Annotated in this window: 10 protein-coding genes, 1 tRNA gene and 1 CRISPR repeat array (1 of these 12 cut by a window edge); of the genes, 9 read left to right on the top strand and 2 right to left on the bottom strand. The window is 63.7% G+C overall.

The genetic code is table 11. The features are described 5' to 3' along the window. Positions 1–6 precede the first annotated feature (6 nt). From B2G71_RS10275 to B2G71_RS10265, 3 genes are read left to right on the top strand one after another with little or no spacing between them, the layout of a single operon-like run. Positions 7–2,466 (top strand): TonB-dependent receptor, encoded by a 2,460-nt coding sequence (locus B2G71_RS10275; RefSeq protein ID WP_098105672.1) that lies wholly within the window; start codon positions 7–9, stop codon positions 2,464–2,466. Further along, positions 2,466–3,020, top strand: a complete 555-nt coding sequence (locus B2G71_RS10270; protein ID WP_098105671.1) for a hypothetical protein — start codon at positions 2,466–2,468, stop codon at positions 3,018–3,020. The genes B2G71_RS10275 and B2G71_RS10270 overlap by 1 nt, the downstream gene beginning before the upstream one ends. Then, on the top strand, positions 3,017–4,513 hold the full coding sequence (locus B2G71_RS10265) for a PepSY-associated TM helix domain-containing protein (RefSeq protein ID WP_098105670.1): 1,497 nt from the start codon (positions 3,017–3,019) through the stop codon (positions 4,511–4,513). The genes B2G71_RS10270 and B2G71_RS10265 overlap by 4 nt, the downstream gene beginning before the upstream one ends. A gap of 554 nt (positions 4,514–5,067) precedes the next feature. On the opposite strand, the gene B2G71_RS24080 is transcribed toward B2G71_RS10265, so the two are convergent. Further along, positions 5,068–5,204: transfer RNA gene (locus tag B2G71_RS24080), tRNA-Thr, on the bottom strand. Positions 5,205–5,276: 72 nt separating this feature from the next. Here B2G71_RS24080 and B2G71_RS10260 point away from each other — a divergent pair. The 5 genes from B2G71_RS10260 (at position 5,277) to B2G71_RS10235 (ending at position 10,756) form a co-directional block, all read left to right on the top strand. Further along, the gene (locus B2G71_RS10260; RefSeq protein WP_098105669.1) at positions 5,277–6,680 is read left to right on the top strand and encodes a tyrosine-type recombinase/integrase; all 1,404 of its coding nucleotides are present in this window, start codon (positions 5,277–5,279) and stop codon (positions 6,678–6,680) included. Between the two features lie 572 nt (positions 6,681–7,252). Continuing rightward, entirely contained in the window at positions 7,253–7,471 is a 219-nt protein-coding gene (locus B2G71_RS10255) for a helix-turn-helix domain-containing protein (protein ID WP_098105668.1), read from the top strand. Between the two features lie 262 nt (positions 7,472–7,733). Beyond that, positions 7,734–8,126, top strand: a complete 393-nt coding sequence (locus B2G71_RS10245) for a hypothetical protein (protein ID WP_098105666.1) — start codon at positions 7,734–7,736, stop codon at positions 8,124–8,126. Next, positions 8,113–8,973, top strand: a complete 861-nt coding sequence (locus tag B2G71_RS10240) for a toprim domain-containing protein (RefSeq protein WP_098105665.1) — start codon at positions 8,113–8,115, stop codon at positions 8,971–8,973. The genes B2G71_RS10245 and B2G71_RS10240 overlap by 14 nt, the downstream gene beginning before the upstream one ends. Beyond that, positions 8,966–10,756, top strand: coding sequence for a DUF927 domain-containing protein (locus B2G71_RS10235; protein WP_168176328.1), 1,791 nt, complete (start codon positions 8,966–8,968; stop codon positions 10,754–10,756). Before B2G71_RS10240 ends, B2G71_RS10235 begins: the two co-directional genes overlap by 8 nt. A gap of 367 nt (positions 10,757–11,123) precedes the next feature. Here the strand turns inward: B2G71_RS10235 and B2G71_RS10230 are convergent, their stop codons facing one another. Then, on the bottom strand, positions 11,124–12,590 hold the full coding sequence (locus tag B2G71_RS10230) for an ADP-ribosylglycohydrolase family protein (protein ID WP_206049366.1): 1,467 nt from the start codon (positions 12,588–12,590) through the stop codon (positions 11,124–11,126). Between B2G71_RS10230 and B2G71_RS10225 the strand changes: the two genes are divergently transcribed. Further along, a complete protein-coding gene (locus B2G71_RS10225) occupies positions 12,589–13,314 on the top strand; it encodes a hypothetical protein (RefSeq protein ID WP_141521546.1) in 726 nt (241 codons plus the stop codon). The two genes, B2G71_RS10230 and B2G71_RS10225, sit on opposite strands and share 2 nt — an antisense overlap. A gap of 349 nt (positions 13,315–13,663) precedes the next feature. After that, positions 13,664–15,188: direct repeats of the CRISPR family, unit length 28 nt; unit sequence GGACTATCCCCGCGGGTGCGGGGGAACC; it runs 944 nt beyond the window's last position.

Below are 15,188 nucleotides of genomic sequence, written 5' to 3'. Positions count from 1 at the left end.
TCTTCAATGCAGCACTTCGCACGGACATTTCTTCACGCCACGGCGCTGGTCGCAATGGCGGGCGCGGGAGCCGTCGTGCCGAACCGGCCCGCCTGGGCGCAGAGCGGGGCGGAGATCGCGCTCGACATTCCAGCCGGCTCGCTCGGCGCGGCGATCGCCCGGCTTGGCCGTCAGGCGGGAATCATGATCACGGTCGATCCCGATCTCGTGCGGGGGCGGCGCACGCAAGGGTTGCGGGGCAATTACACCCCCGGCGAAGGGCTCGAGGCCCTGTTGCGCGGAAGCGGTATCGTGGCGCGCGCGGACGGCAAGGGCGGCTACGTTCTGGCTCCGGCACCCGCGCCCGCGAGGTCACGCCCGGCCGCGCCCGCGCCCGCCGCCCGCACGGCGAACGAACGCACCGTTGCCGCGACGACTCCCGAAAGGATCAAGCCGCCCGAGATCATCGTAACCGGGCAGAAGGCGGCACGCACGTTGCTCGATACGCGGGCGAGCGTCGCGGTGACGACGGCGCGCGACATTCGGGAAAAGGATCTCACCAGTTTCCGGGAAGCCTTCCGCACCATGGGCAACGTGATGGACGGTGACTGGCTGGATACCGGCTTCATCATTCGCGGGATCAATTCGGAGGGCCTCGTCTCGGGGGCTCCGCTGGCCGCGCTCTACGTCGACGGCGCGGAACAGTCCAAGATGGGGACGAGGCGCGGCGCGCGCGGGCTCTGGGATGTCGAACAGGTCGAGGTCTTTCGGGGTCCGCAATCGACGCTGACGGGACGCGCGGCGATGGCCGGCGCGATCTACGTGAACACGCGCGATCCGGGCTATGACTACGACGCGGCGGCGCGCCTCAGCGCGGGCGAGCTCGACACGCGCGAAGCCGCCGTCGCGTTCGGCGGCCCATTGGTGGAGGATCGCGTGGCATTCCGCTTCGCCGCCGAATACCAGCGGCGCGACAGCGAGACCAACTATCCCGACTTCACGCGATATGACCGCTACGACAAGCTGGTCGAAGACGAGTACTACCAGCTTCGCGGCAAGGTGCGGCTCGATCCGCTGCCCGGGCTGACGATCAATCTGTCGCACGCCTACAGCTACGATTCCCCGGCCTATGACGATATCGGCGGGCCGGGCCTGGGATGGGACTTCGCGGACAGGCGAGGCGATTTCAACGCGCCGTATTATCAGGAAGTGCGCAGCACGAAGAACCATTCGAGCGCGTCGCGCATCGCCTATACGCTGTCGCCCGAAGTCACCGTGTCGTCGATCACGTCGCTGGTGAACACCAAGTCGGATCGCGGATCGGTGAATGCCGGCACAGCGGGTGAAGCGCTGGTGACCACCGGAGGCGAGAAGGACCGCGTCTTCACGCAGGAACTGCGGCTCAATTACGAAGGCGCGAACGGCCTTCGCGGTGTCGCCGGTCTCTACTACAATTTCTCGCGCAGCGCCGCGAGCAGGACGATCACGACCCCCCGCGGGGCCACGACGCGCACGGATGACAGCACGTTGCTCAATCGCGCGCGCAACTATGCGTTGTTCGGCGAAGTCACCGTACCGCTGGCCGATCCGATCAGCTTGGTCGCGGGCGGGCGGATCGATCACACGGACATGCTGCTCGCCTCGCATCTGCGCCGCAGTTACGCCGACATGTCGCAGCCGGTGTCCAACGTCGATTACGACGGGAAAAGGAACGAGACCGAGTTTCTGCCCAAGCTGGGGATCGACCTCGCGCTCTCCCCCGAAACGAAGCTCGGCTTCGTCTTCCAGCGCGGCTGGCGGCCCGGTGGCATCACCCGCGACAGCGACGGTATTGTCATGACCTTCGGTCCGGAAAAGGCGACGACGTACGAAGGCTCGGTGCGCCACACCATGGGCGCGACCGGGACCGTGTCGCTCAACGTCTTTTATACCGACTGGACCGACCAGCAGATCCAGTTCGACAACATCAACCCCGATGGCAGCACGACCCGGATCGTCGCCAATGCGGGCAAATCGCGCCTCTATGGCGGCGAACTCGAAGCGAAGCTCAATCCGCTTCCGGACGTCTCGGGCTTTCTGTCGGTCGGCTATGTCAACACGCGCTTTACCGACTTCGATGCAGCCGGTCTCGGCGACTTTACTGGCCTGTCGTTCCCGCAGTCGCCGGACTGGTCAGTGGCGGCCGGCGTCGACTACCGGCCGGACGAGGGCTTCTTCGCGGGTGCGGACGTCAAGTACACGGGCTCATTCCTCGCGCGCGACATGCAGAACGCGCCGATCGACAAGCTGGGCGATTACCTGATCGCCAACGCCCGCGTCGGCTATGCGCTGTCCAACATCTCGCTGATGCTCTTTGCCGAAAACCTGTTCGACAAGCAGTATTTCACCTACTTCGACCGCACCGACTACGGCCTGGGCGTGCAGGACTATTACGCCACGATGGGCCGCTCGCGGGTGGTCGGAGTGACGCTGCAAGCGCGATACTGATGCCGGCTTTCTTTCCGGCCATCTTGTCGGGGCTTGCGCTCGCCGCCGGTGTGATGGCGTTGCGGCTGGCCTGGGGGCGGCCGCAACGGCGCGGGATGTGGCTGGGCCTGGCCGGGGCGGCATTGCCGGTCGCGCTGATGCTCGCCTCCGCCGTCACGAGTGTGGAAGTCGCCGTCGCCGTCTTGGCCGTGACGCTTTCGGTTCCCGCGTTCGCGGTGGTGGCCGTCAATGCCACCCGGCGTCCACCGCTTCGCGCAAGGACGCATCCGCCCGGGGCAGACGATCCGAGCGTATCGGCACGCCTGACCATGCGCTGGTCGGGCGCGGCGGTCTGCGCGCTGGCGGCCGCGTTGGCCACCACGGTTGCCGTGGCCGTCTGGCTGCCGGGGGACATGGAGCCGCGCCTGATTTTCGCCGTCCTCTCGTTCCCGCTGGTCTGGGCGGCATTGGCCGGCTGGATTCTCGGCAGTCGCAGGCCGGCGCGCGCATCGGCGGCGACGTTTCTCGCGGCCTGCATTGCCGCGGCCGCCATCACCGCCCGGCAATTCGCATGAGCAGGTCCGACAGAATGGGGCCGACGGGCTATCGCCGCCTGATCGCGCAGGCGCTGCGCGCCCATTCGCTCCTCGGGCTGGTACTCGGGGCGCTGATCTATCAGGTCTGTCTGACCGGGACGGTGAGCATGCTCGCGCCCGAGTGGAAGCGCTGGGAGCAGCCCGGGGCGCCGCGGGTCGAGGCGGCCGATCCGCAGGCTTTCGCGGCGGCACTGGCGGCGGGCATCGAGCAGGCGCGCGATCCGGACGCGACCGTCATGGTGTTCGGCCCAACGGACGAACTGGCGCGTATGCGCGTTCGCGTGCCCGGAACGCTGCATGGCTGGACCAACGCCGATGGCGTTCCGGTCGCTCCGGCGACAACGCCCTGGACGACATTCCTCGTCAGTCTGCACGACAGCCTGCACCTGCCTTTCCCTTGGGGACGGCTGCTGATCGCGGTATCCGGCGTTGCCCTGCTCGCCGCCGTCGGGACGGGGGTTATGGCCCATGGCCGCATCTTCAGGGACGCGTTTCGCCTGCGGCTCGGCGGCTCGAAGCGGCTGGAGGCGGCCGACCTCCACAACCGGATGAGTGTGTGGGCTCTGCCCTTTCACGCGGGCATTGCGTTGACCGGGGCTGCGCTGGCACTCATGGCCTTTGCCTGGCCGCTGCTTGCCCAGCTTTCCCCCGGCGAAGGAGGCGCGCGGGCCGAGCTTTTCGCGCCGCCCGCGGCGGCCGTCCGGCATGGGGCCGAGCCCTATCCGGACATCGCGGCCATGGTGCGCGCAGTCGAACGCAAGGCGGCTCCGGCGCGCGTCAACTTTCTGCTCGTGCAGCGCGCCGGAAGGCGGGACCGGTCGATCGAGATCGGCACTGATGCGCCGTACGATCTCGCCAATGGCGAGGCGTGGTATCCCGTCGGGGACGGCAGGCAATTCATCAAGGCCGGATTTACGGATGGAAGCACGGGCAAGCAGCTTCAGGCCGCGCTCTATCCGCTGCACGTCGGCAAGTTCGGCGGACTTGCCATGCGCCTGCTCTATGTCCTGCTGGGATTTGCGTTGTGCTGGATCACCGCCACGGGCATGACCATCTGGTTCGAGCGGCGGCAGGCCAAGGGGCTGCACTCGCCGCGTCTGGAACGGCTCTGGATCGCGGTGCTGTGGGGGCAGCCGGCGGCGCTGGCGGGGTCCGCGCTGGCAGCGGCGATCTGGCCGAATTCCGCGGCCGCCACCTATGTTGCAGGGACGCTCGTCACTGTGCTGGCTGCGGTGCCGCCGTGCAAGGTTTCCAACCTCTCGGCAGCGCTGCGTGCGCTCACCGCCTTCATGATCGCGGCCGCATGCGCCGCACATCTGGACATGCCCGGCGAGGCGTCCGGCGATCCGCTGGCGCTGTGGATGAGCCTCACGCTCTTGGTCGCCGTGCCGATCCTTCTTGCGCCATGGCTGCGAAACGCGCTGAGGCGATCGCGCGGACAAAGCATGATCGGCGGCCGGATGCGGTCGTGAAGCCATGGGTGACGCGCCACGATGTCACGGCATGGAAGCTGTCTAAGCCTGGACGCAGATCAAAAGAAGCCTCGGGAGCGGGGTTCAGGGGCTCCCGAGGCTAAGTCGATCACGGTCGCTGGGTATCTGCCGAGGAGTCGTGTACGACAAAGGTACGAACGTTCAGGCAGCGACGCCATTGAATTGCTGCATGAAAACTGGCATTCGAACTTTTCTTCAGGTTTTTCGACTTCTCGCTTTGGCGCGAATATCTAACGCTTTGGCCGGTCGGGTTTGGTCCAGCAGCCGCTGGCCTGCGACTTCATTGCCCCCGCGTCCGCGCCTTCCGAGCGATGCCACCTGCTTATGGGCAGCGACGGACGCGGAACCTCGGCCATGTCAGCACAAGCGTGCCGGTGCCGCTCGGCGAGCTGTCGCAGGCGCCAATGATGGTTAAAGGTGGTGGAGGGGAATAGAGCCAACCATCTCCCCAACGAGCGATGTCGAAGCGCCGGCAATGCAATTAGGCCGGCGGAAGAAACGATAAAGGGGGAAGCCCCAAAGAAGGCGCCAAATGGTGCCGGCTGCAGGATTCGAACCCGCGGCCCCCTGATTACAAATCTGTGGGGGTGTGTTTTCTCCGACCTTAACGCAGCATCATTAATTCATATAAAACAAACAATTGTGTGACATTTCGCTTAACCAAGCCGCCTCAATCTTGACCGTCTTTTCCCGAAACCGTAACCCCAGCGTTACCCCAGATTGGTCGAGGCGAGGCAAGCAGATGGCTGCAAACGACAGTTCGCGTTTTTCATTCACCAAGGAAAAGATCGCGGATTTGCCCTCGCCGGAGAAGGGCCGCTTTACCTACCACGACCAGAAAATGAGGGGCTTGCAGCTCCGGGTTTCTTCGACGGGGGTGAAGTCGTTCAGTGTCTTTCGGCGCGTGAAGGGCGGCGAAGCCGGGCGCGTCACTCTCGGCAAGTTTCCGGCGATGACGGTCGAGCAGGCTCGCAAGGAAGCATCGAAGATCATCGCCGAATTCGAGAACGGCGCGAACCCTGCGGCTGCGAAGAGGACCGTGAGAGGCGAGCCGACGTTGCAGGAGGTCTTTGACGACTATCTCATCCACAAGCGGAAACGGAACGGATCGGCACTGTCGGATCGCACTGTCGCTGAGTACCGCGAGATTGCCAGCCGTCATCTTTCCGGATTCATGGCCCAGAGATTGTCGGGAATCAGCCATGAGCAGGTTGCTCGCCTGCACCACAAGATCGGCAAGGATTCTCCCTACGCGGCCAATCGGGCCAAAACCCTGATCAGCGCGATTTTCAACTTCGCGAAGGCCAAGCGGATTTTCGCGGGCGATAATCCCGCGGCTGGTGTTCTTTCCTATGCCGAGGAGGCAAGAGAGCGATTTGTGCAAGCAAGCGAAGTCCCTTACCTTTTTCAGGCGATCTCCGAGAGCGATCAGCGGGATTATTTCCTACTGCTTCTGTTGACCGGTGCCCGCCGGTCAAATGTCCAAGCCATGCGGTGGCAGGACGTGGATCTTGCCGATGCCATCTGGCGGATCGGAAAAACCAAAAATGGCACGCCGCAATACGTGCCGCTCTTGCCCGAGGCCGTTACGATCCTTGAAGCGCGAAAGTGTGCCGCAGAGGCGGACCATGAGGTGCGCGCAGACAAGTCGACAGTCTTCTGCCCCTTCGTTTTTCCGGGCAGCGGGAAAACGGGCCACCTAGTCGAGCCGAAAAAGGCTTGGGACACCGTCCGTCACAAGGCCAGTTTCTCCCGGCTGGTGGATGCATTGCATGCCAAGGGCGCCCTCGATGACGCGGCCCGAGCAGCGATCAGGTCGGATGCCAGCCGGTCGTTGGGTAATGCGGAAATGAAGTGTCAGGTTCTAGCCGCAAGCCACGGCGTTGATCCAAAACTGTTCGATATGACCGACCTCCGTCTTCATGACCTGCGGCGAACCATGGGTAGCTGGCAGGCAAAGACCGGTGCCTCGATGGCGATCATCGGCAAGAGCCTCAACCACAAGTCACCGCAGGCAACGCTTATTTATTCTCGCCTCGACGTGGACCCGGTTCGCCGTTCGATGGAAACTGCGGCCTCCGCGATGTTTGCTGCTGTGGTCATGCAGGCAGATACTGAGACAACAATTCGGAACATGGAGTCCTGAATTTGCCGAAGCTGCGCCGTCGGACTGAAATAAAAAGGGCCAACATGGAAGTGGCCAGGCAGCCCAGGGCCGAAAAATATGGCGTCACCGAGCTATGGCTTCGGACACTGTACATCAGTGGGATGAGGCAGAAACAGTGGGCATCTCGGGTAGAGGCCGCGCAATGGCTCACGGAAGAGAGCAGGGCGTTCAGGTCTGACTATGTGACGCGTTCTGGAAAAAGCGAATCGTGCTATGTCGGCGTAGTCTTGACCCGAAGAGGGGAGGCATCACGTGGCTACAATCGCTGGTTGCATGATCGGATTGCGATTTGGGAAAGACAGCTGAAACTGCGATATCGCCCTGTTAGCAAACCCCGGCCGCACGCTGATCCCGGCTGGACCTTCACTGTTTTTGATCGTGATTAATGATCTAACATTCTAATATATCATCATAAAATGGCATCTACATGGATGCACAGAAATCCATTCTGATTTGATCGAGCTTACTCTGATGCTCAGCAATCCTGCTGGCTGTTAACCTCGGTAACTCCGCGACCACGACTACGTTGCCGAAGCCATTGGAGTCGCTCCATGTCCAACGACCTCGGTGCTCTGTTGGGATCTGATTTGCTCGACGAGCGCCAGACCGCAGAGTTCCTTAATGTTTCCCCCGGCACCCTGTCTGTCTGGCGCAGCACTGGGCGTTACCACCTTCCGTTCGTGAAGGTCGGCCGCAAGGTCCGCTACCGCCGTACCGATCTCGAGGCATGGCTGGAAAGCCGCGCCCGTATTTCGGGAGCCACGGCATGACGGGGAACCCGACGACCGTTCATCGCAACGCGTGCGATTTCCAGAACCGCGCTCCCCTCAAGCTGGGGGGCGCGTGATCGACCATGACCGAAAGGAAAAACGCCCCGGCCTCTACTGAGGCCAAAGGCGCTGTGTGTCTGCTTGGAGGCGACGCCAGCGCTAATACCACCACCGATCTGAGCGTTCAATTCCTGGAGCGCAAAGTTCTTCCTATGAACCACGCGGGCCATCTCGGCGCCGATGTTTTTGGGGAGGGCCGCTGATGACCATGCCCAATCCTCGGGACATCGAGCGCATCGCCAAGCTGATCGCCATGTTCGATTCCGATCAGGCAGGCGAACGTAATGCGGCCTTCAACAAGTTGACCGAGTACTGCAGTGCCCGTTCGATCAGCTTGGTCGACATCGGCGAAAGGTTGAAGAGGTCGTCCGTGATCGAGCGCCAGTCAGCGCCGGTCGTCCGGACGGGATCGCACCGGCTGGATGCGCAGCGCTGCCTGAATTCCGGCATTCGCTGGAAGGTGCACGAACGCAAATTTCTGGAAGACATGGAACGGGAGGGCAGCCGTCCCTCCGACAAGCAGAAGGAATGGCTGAAAAATCTCTGCCGCCGGATGGGGCAGCATCAGTGGGAGACCGTCCATGGCTGCTACTGATACGATTGCGGCTTTCCTTGCCGCCATGGAAGCGGCTGGCATGACTCCGGTCGAACCAATTGCCAGTAAGCTCGCCAATGGCGGTCTGATCCGCTTTCAATGCGAAGGCGACCGCAAGGGTCGAAAGAATGGCTGGGCAGTGCTCCACTTCGATGGCGTGCCAGCCGGAGCCTTCGGCCACCATGCCCTTGGGATCTCGCAGTCGTGGCGGGCGAATGCCGCTCGGATGCTGTCGCATGGGGAACGTGTAGACCGGGTCCGGGAATGGGAGGCGGCCCGCCGTAAGCGCGATCTCGAGGTGCTGGCCAGGCAGGAGGCTGTGGCGCGCCATTGCCAGCACGTCTGGTCCAATTCCCGGCCGGCCAATCCGTCCCATCCCTATCTGATGCGCAAGCGCATCCTAGGCGAGGGCCTTCGCCAGCAGGGGCGCATGTTGCTCGTGCCCATGTATGCCGGATCGGGGCATCTCTGGAATATCCAGCAGATCGGTCCCGACGGACAAAAGCGTTTTGCCAAGGGCGGGCGGCAGAAGGATCTGCACCTCGTCCTTGGCAAACCAGAAAGCACTATCCTGATTGCGGAAGGCTTCTCGACCACGGCGTCGCTCCGCCGTGCGATGGGGTATGCGTCTGTCGTCGCGTTTTCGAAGGACAACCTGACGGCAACGGCGCTCTCGATTCGGGCGCGCTGGTCCGACGCCGAAATAATCATCTGCGCGGACGATGACGCTCACCTCGTCTCCAATCCCCGCGTTCTCAAGAACCTCGGTGTGGAGGCAGCACAGCATGCCGCCCGCGCCGTCGGTGGCCGCGTCGCGCTACCGCCACGGAGTGACCCGAATGAATGACATGGCGAACACGCCCACTGGGCGCGATTTCAATGATGCCGCAAACGAGCTTGGCGATGATGCGGTGCGCGCCACCATCGAGGCGGCCAAACCGCAGGCGGAATTCCCCAAGGGCTTCACGATGACGGGGAAGGGGCTGACCTTCAAAGATGGCAACGACGTCCGTGTGATTGCTGGCCAATTTGAAGTGCAGGCACAGACCCGTGACAAGCATTCTGAAGGCTGGGGTGTGCTTATCCGCTGGTACGATGACGATGACAAGGAGCACAGGGCAGCGATCGCTCGTTCGGATCTGGCAAGTGATGGCTTGGCCGTCCGCCAGCTGCTTTCCAAGGGCGGCCTGTACGTCAGCCCCCACCAGAGGGATCGCAACCTTCTCCAGCAGTTTTTCGCGCAGGTGAAAATTGAACGCCGTGCTCGCGCCGTGACCCGAGTCGGCTGGCAGGATGGCAGCTTTGCCCTGCCGGATCGCACCATCGGCCCTCCTGACGGTGATCTGGTTGTCTATCAGGGGCCTGGGAGTCTCGACCACGAATATCGTGCGCAGGGCGCCTTGGAAGGCTGGCAGAAAGCTGTTGCGCGGCCCGCTGAAGGTAACACGCGTCTGGTCGTCGCCCTTTGTTCCGCTTTCGTCGGTCCGCTGCTTGCCGCCGCCGGTGCAGAAGGCGGAGGCCTCCACTTCCGAGGAGCTTCCTCTATCGGCAAATCAACGGCTCTCCTTGCTGCTGCTAGTGTCTGGGGTGGGCCGACATTCGTGGGGTCATGGCGCGCGACCGCGAACGGCCTTGAAGGCGTTGCTGAGATGGCGAATGATTGCCTGCTTATTCTTGACGAGCTAGCGCAGCTCGATCCGAAAGAAGCGGGCCATGTCGGCTATCTCCTTGCCAACGGTCGTGGGAAGTCGCGGGCCTCGAAGACCGGTGAAGTCCGGGCTGCCCGGTCGTGGAAAGTATCCATGCTATCGTCAGGCGAGATTTCATTCTCTGAACTCGCTCGCTCCGATGGGCGCGGGCGTCGTTCGCCGGCAGGGCAGGAAGTGCGCATCCTCGATGTCGAAGCTGATGCCGGCAAGGGGCTCGGTCTGTTCGACACACTGAATGGTCTAGCTAGCGGTGATGAACTGGCTCGCAGCGTGAAGAATGGTGCGGCTAGCCATTTTGGCATCGCGGGGCCGGCGTTCGTGCAGCGCCTCCTTGGTCGTCTCGATCAGATCGGCGAAGACGTGCGCGAGGGCGTCAACCAATTTGCAGCCAGGTCAGTTCCTGCGGGTGCGACTGGACAGGCTGAACGGGCCTGCCGCCGGCTCGGCTTGATTGCCATGGCTGGCGAACGGGCCATCGTCGAGGGTATCTTGCCTTGGCCGCAGGGGCATGCCATCGAGGCCGCGCGGTCCATGTTCGTTGACTGGCTCGAAGCCCGAGGTGGTGTCGGCAGCGCTGAAGACACTGCCGCCATCGAACAGGTTGCAGACTTCCTATCGACGCACGGTGCATCCCGCTTCCAGCCGCTCTGTGGCGAATGGGAGCAGGTCGTCTACAACCGCGCTGGCTTCTGGCGCGATGATGGCGTTGGTGGCCGCGAGTACCTGATTCCTGCCCCGACATGGCGCAACGAGGTCTGCCGCGGTCTCAACTCCAAGCGGGTGGCGGCTTTGCTTATCGAACGCCGGCACATTGTGCCGGATGGGGAGGGCAAGGCTTCTCGAACCTTCTCTGCGCCGGGCATGGGCAAAGCGCGGTTCTATGTCGTGAGGACGTCGATCTTCGGCGGTGATGATATCTAACTGGCTCGAATCCATCCCGAATCTGCGTGTTCCGGGTGTTCCCTGTGTTCCGCCGCAGAAAACTGCCGATGCGTACGGAACACGTGCCAAGTGCTAAGGTGTTCCCTGTGTTCCGCCGGAACACCTCGTGGTGAGCGGAATCCCGCAGAAATCAGACATGGAACACCGGGAACACCGGGAACACCGGGAACACTGCAATCCGGAACAGATGGGTACACAAGCTGGTGCGCGAGTGCTGCTGGCGTCTTGCTGCGCTCGATTCGTGCCGGACGCCACAAGGCTTTCCCTCAGCCGCTGCGTAAGGCACATGGACCATATTTGACTATACGATCACCTCGTTGAGCCGCAGGGCTCTTTCTCTCACCGATCAGCTCGCAAGTAGCGTGTCGGTCATGGCCTCGATCTTTCGCCGCGAGGCCAAACGTTTCAGCCATTCCTCTGGGATTGCGCTGGCGCCCCATGCCGCTCCGGCGAGTTGACCGGTGATCGCTGCGGTCGTGTCGGCGTCGTCACCCAGATTCGCCGCGGTAAGCACGGCTTGGCGGTAGGTCCCGCTGCGGCCGATGGACCACAGTGAGGCTTCGAGACTGTGCGCGACGTAGCCGCTGGCGTGAACTTCGTGCCGGCGCTTGCCTCGCCACGACCCTTCGCAGATCGCCGCGATCCGGCCTGTCGTGCCTGTGGGATGCGAACGCAGGACCTGGAGGAGCGGACGTCCCGCGATGGCATCCGCCAGCATCTGCGCGAAGGCGACGCAGGCCTCCACTGCTTCAGGCGCGGCATGCGTGGTGCGGCTCTGGCGTGCGGCGACATCGATCAACTTGTCCCGGTCCTCACTGCGGTGGAACCGGATCGCCACGGGCGCGAGCCGCATCAGGGATCCGTTCCCCGCGGTGGCGGGATCCGTCGAGCCGGCGATGGGATTGCCGCTACGCTTGAAGCGCGTCAGGGCAGCGCTGGTCGTCGCGCCGATGTCGAAGCAGGTGCCGTTATGCGCGTATTCGCCATGATCGCGCCAGGCGAGGAAGCGGCGCATGAGCTCGGTCTCGTCGAGGTCATCGCGGCCCCGCAGGCTGTCTGCGAGGGCGAGAGCCATTGCCGTGTCGTCGGTCCATTCTCCAGGCGCCAGTCGAAACGGACCACCGCCGGTCATGTCGCAGTGCAGAGGGTAGCTGTCCCGCGCCTTGAACTCGAGCGTGGTCCCGACGGCATCGCCAACCGCGAGGCCGAGCAGCGCGCCGACGGCTCGGTCGCGGATGGCAGCCGGACTTGTGTCAGGATCGCGTTTCAACAGCAGGCTTTGCGCATGAACGTAACGCTCCTGCGCGCGGGTTTCGACAGCGCGCCGATCACGCTTCATGCGCAGCTGTCGGATCGCCGCATCCGGGTTGTCGCCAAGTTCGACCATCAGCCGGGCGGCAACCATGCAGGCCCGGCCGATTCCGCCCTTGCAGTGGATGAAGACATCGAAGCGGTTCGAGAGCCGATGGCGTAGTTCGGCGCCCACCGTCTTCCAGGCGAACTCGAAGGCGGGGCCGGGCACGTCGACGTCGCGGATCGGCAGATGGTACCAGTCCATGTGGCGGTGGCGCACGGCATCGCCGAGGCCTTCGACTTTCAGTGCCCTGAGTTCGTGGTCTTCGATCAGGCTGACGACGGCCGTCGCGCCCCAGTCGCCGACGGCATCGAGGTCCGTGTCGAGATCGCGTGCCCAGCTGCCCGACATCGCTGCGCGCTGGGTCTTGCCCGGACAGAAGGCGATGCCGATGCGTCCGGGGGCGAAGGTGTCGATGGTGGCGATCTTGAGGGGGTGTGACTGGCTGGTGCGGATCATGGACTTGGTCTCCTTTGCGTTCGATGGCAAAGGTTTATCGAGACGAAGGGCCCACGCGGGTTCTGCTCGGGATTTTCCGGTCTTTCGCGAAACGGGGAGCTGCATGAAGCGCAAGGCTATCGGGTTCTACTGGACGTTGCCGGTGCCCTGGGCGGGGTTCACGAAGGTCGACACCAAGGACGCCGCGAAGGCCGCCGGCCAAAGCCGAACCATCGCCATGCAACGCAAGGCCGTCCACGGCTTCGCCAAGTCCGAAGGCTATCAGCTCATCGCCGAAGCCACGCATATCGAAGTCGCGCCGGACCGCGGCGGCAAGGAGATCGCCGGGGAACTGACCAAGCTGGTGGCGCAAGCGCGAGACCACGATGCCCAGATCCTCTACGTCGATTTCGGCGAGGCGATCCAGCAACGCAGCCACCAGTACCTGCGCCTGTATGTCGGCGACCACGAGGCGCACTTCACGGCCATCGCGCTCGGGTGGCCAGCTGACGAAGCATTCCGCAGCCATTTCGCCTCGTGGCGCGAGCGTCAGGCGGACTGGACCAAGGGCAAGGCAGGTCGCATCGAAAAGGCACGGGCCCGCGCAGACACTTTGCATGGCGAGGGGTTGGCGCTTGGCGACATCGCGCTGGCACTCGATGGGGAGGGCCTGCGTAGCGCAACCGGGAAGTCTTGGACCGCCGAAATGGTCCGAAAGCTTTTCGGATCATCGAAGGATGGTTAGCGCGATGGGCCACCGTGACTAGCGACGACCAACGGCGCCGGTCTTCCAAGGGAGCCCCTGCATCTGGTGCCTGCCGGGTTGTCTTGGAGACAACGTAACTTCGACATGACCGACAACCAAGCGTTCTGAAAACTCCGCATTTCTGCAGGTCAGCCGGTTGTCCATTCAGTTGTCTCGAATATTGGGCGGTTGTCGGTGCGGGCAATCTGGCCATGCTGATTGCTTCAGGCAGGCAGGTAAGATGGTCACGGTGCTTTTTTTCCGCTCAGGTCTGCTCAGTCTGACACACCGGTAAGTCAGCTTTGCAACGCCGATTGGCCCGAGCTGTCCGGCAGGACATGAAGAGCATGGGACTATCCCCGCGGGTGCGGGGGAACCACGATGCATCATCGCGTCATGGGTCCCTACCTGGGACTATCCTCGCGGGTGCGGGGGAACCTCGTCGGCGATGTTCTCGCGATTGTCATCCGGGGGACTATCCCCGCGGGTGCGGGGGAACCGATTACGGGCAGCGGATCAAGAACCTGCACTGCGGACTATCCCCGCGGGTGCGGGGGAACCCGAATGGTTCGCTGGCCGCGCTCGGAGACGTCGGGACTATCCCCGCGGGTGCGGGGGAACCCGCCACGCGATCGCGACCAGCGGCATGACTATGGGACTATCCCCGCGGGTGCGGGGGAACCGCAATCGCGGACAATACTCTGTCAACAAGATCGGGACTATCCCCGCGGGTGCGGGGGAACCGTCGCGCTCGCCTTGCCCGCCAGCTTGACGTAGGGACTATCCCCGCGGGTGCGGGGGAACCTCCGGCGCGGTCTACGACCAGGCGCCTTTCCTGGGACTATCCCCGCGGGTGCGGGGGAACCGCGGACTGGTCGACGGCATCGCTGGCGCACGAGGGACTATCCCCGCGGGTGCGGGGGAACCCGGAACATGGCGCGTCGATACTTGTGCCACATGGGACTATCCCCGCGGGTGCGGGGGAACCGACCAGTCGGGCTTGTCCACATGCAGGAGCGAGGGACTATCCCCGCGGGTGCGGGGGAACCGGGGAATAGCCGATCGTGAAGCCCCATTCGTCGGGACTATCCCCGCGGGTGCGGGGGAACCATGGCCGGTATGACCCAAAAGCAGGGTGAAGCGGGACTATCCCCGCGGGTGCGGGGGAACCCAATACGGGTGGGCGCCGGTCGGCCGGGTCGCGGGACTATCCCCGCGGGTGCGGGGGAACCAGAACCTCAAAACCAGAGAGGTCTCTTACGATGGGACTATCCCCGCGGGTGCGGGGGAACCCGCTCACGGGGTGGACCGCCGACGATGGTCTCGGGACTATCCCCGCGGGTGCGGGGGAACCCCGTCGACGTGTTCGTGCGTGTCCCATCCCGAGGGACTATCCCCGCGGGTGCGGGGGAACCGCGCTTGAGCGTACGAGAGGTGCCAATCGTGAGGGACTATCCCCGCGGGTGCGGGGGAACCAGCGCGGTCAGGAAGCCGAGGTCGACGTAGTACGGACTATCCCCGCGGGTGCGGGGGAACCCCAAAAAAAATGTTGTCCAGATGGCAATATGTGGGACTATCCCCGCGGGTGCGGGGGAACCCGCCGGGATTTTATCGAACGTATCGATGATCAGGGACTATCCCCGCGGGTGCGGGGGAACCCCTCATCGGTCTCGCATCGGTCGCAAGCGTCGGGGACTATCCCCGCGGGTGCGGGGGAACCATCCATGGCCAGACTATGACGCTGGCGACGACGGGACTATCCCCGCGGGTGCGGGGGAACCGACAGCGATCACCGTGTACCCGGTGGTGGCAGGGGACTATCCCCGCGGGTGCGGGGGAACCGGGGGCGCTGGTGGCAGTCGCTCACCCTTCGC

Source organism: Novosphingobium sp. PC22D, from assembly GCF_002556635.1.
Lineage (GTDB): Bacteria > Pseudomonadota > Alphaproteobacteria > Sphingomonadales > Sphingomonadaceae > Novosphingobium.
Note: the sequence above shows the minus strand (reverse complement) of the source record. Positions and strands in the feature narration are given on the sequence as shown.

Coding starts and splice junctions, on each gene's coding strand:
- B2G71_RS10270 (WP_098105671.1), top strand. CDS start 2,466: ATGCCGGCTTTCTTTCCGGCCATCTTGTCGGGGCTTGCGCTCGCCGCC.
- B2G71_RS10245 (WP_098105666.1), top strand. CDS start 7,734: ATGACCATGCCCAATCCTCGGGACATCGAGCGCATCGCCAAGCTGATC.
- B2G71_RS10265 (WP_098105670.1), top strand. CDS start 3,017: ATGAGCAGGTCCGACAGAATGGGGCCGACGGGCTATCGCCGCCTGATC.
- B2G71_RS10240 (WP_098105665.1), top strand. CDS start 8,113: ATGGCTGCTACTGATACGATTGCGGCTTTCCTTGCCGCCATGGAAGCG.
- B2G71_RS10260 (WP_098105669.1), top strand. CDS start 5,277: ATGGCTGCAAACGACAGTTCGCGTTTTTCATTCACCAAGGAAAAGATC.
- B2G71_RS10275 (WP_098105672.1), top strand. CDS start 7: ATGCAGCACTTCGCACGGACATTTCTTCACGCCACGGCGCTGGTCGCA.
- B2G71_RS10230 (WP_206049366.1), bottom strand. CDS start 12,590: ATGATCCGCACCAGCCAGTCACACCCCCTCAAGATCGCCACCATCGAC.
- B2G71_RS10235 (WP_168176328.1), top strand. CDS start 8,966: ATGAATGACATGGCGAACACGCCCACTGGGCGCGATTTCAATGATGCC.
- B2G71_RS10255 (WP_098105668.1), top strand. CDS start 7,253: ATGTCCAACGACCTCGGTGCTCTGTTGGGATCTGATTTGCTCGACGAG.
- B2G71_RS10225 (WP_141521546.1), top strand. CDS start 12,589: ATGGACTTGGTCTCCTTTGCGTTCGATGGCAAAGGTTTATCGAGACGA.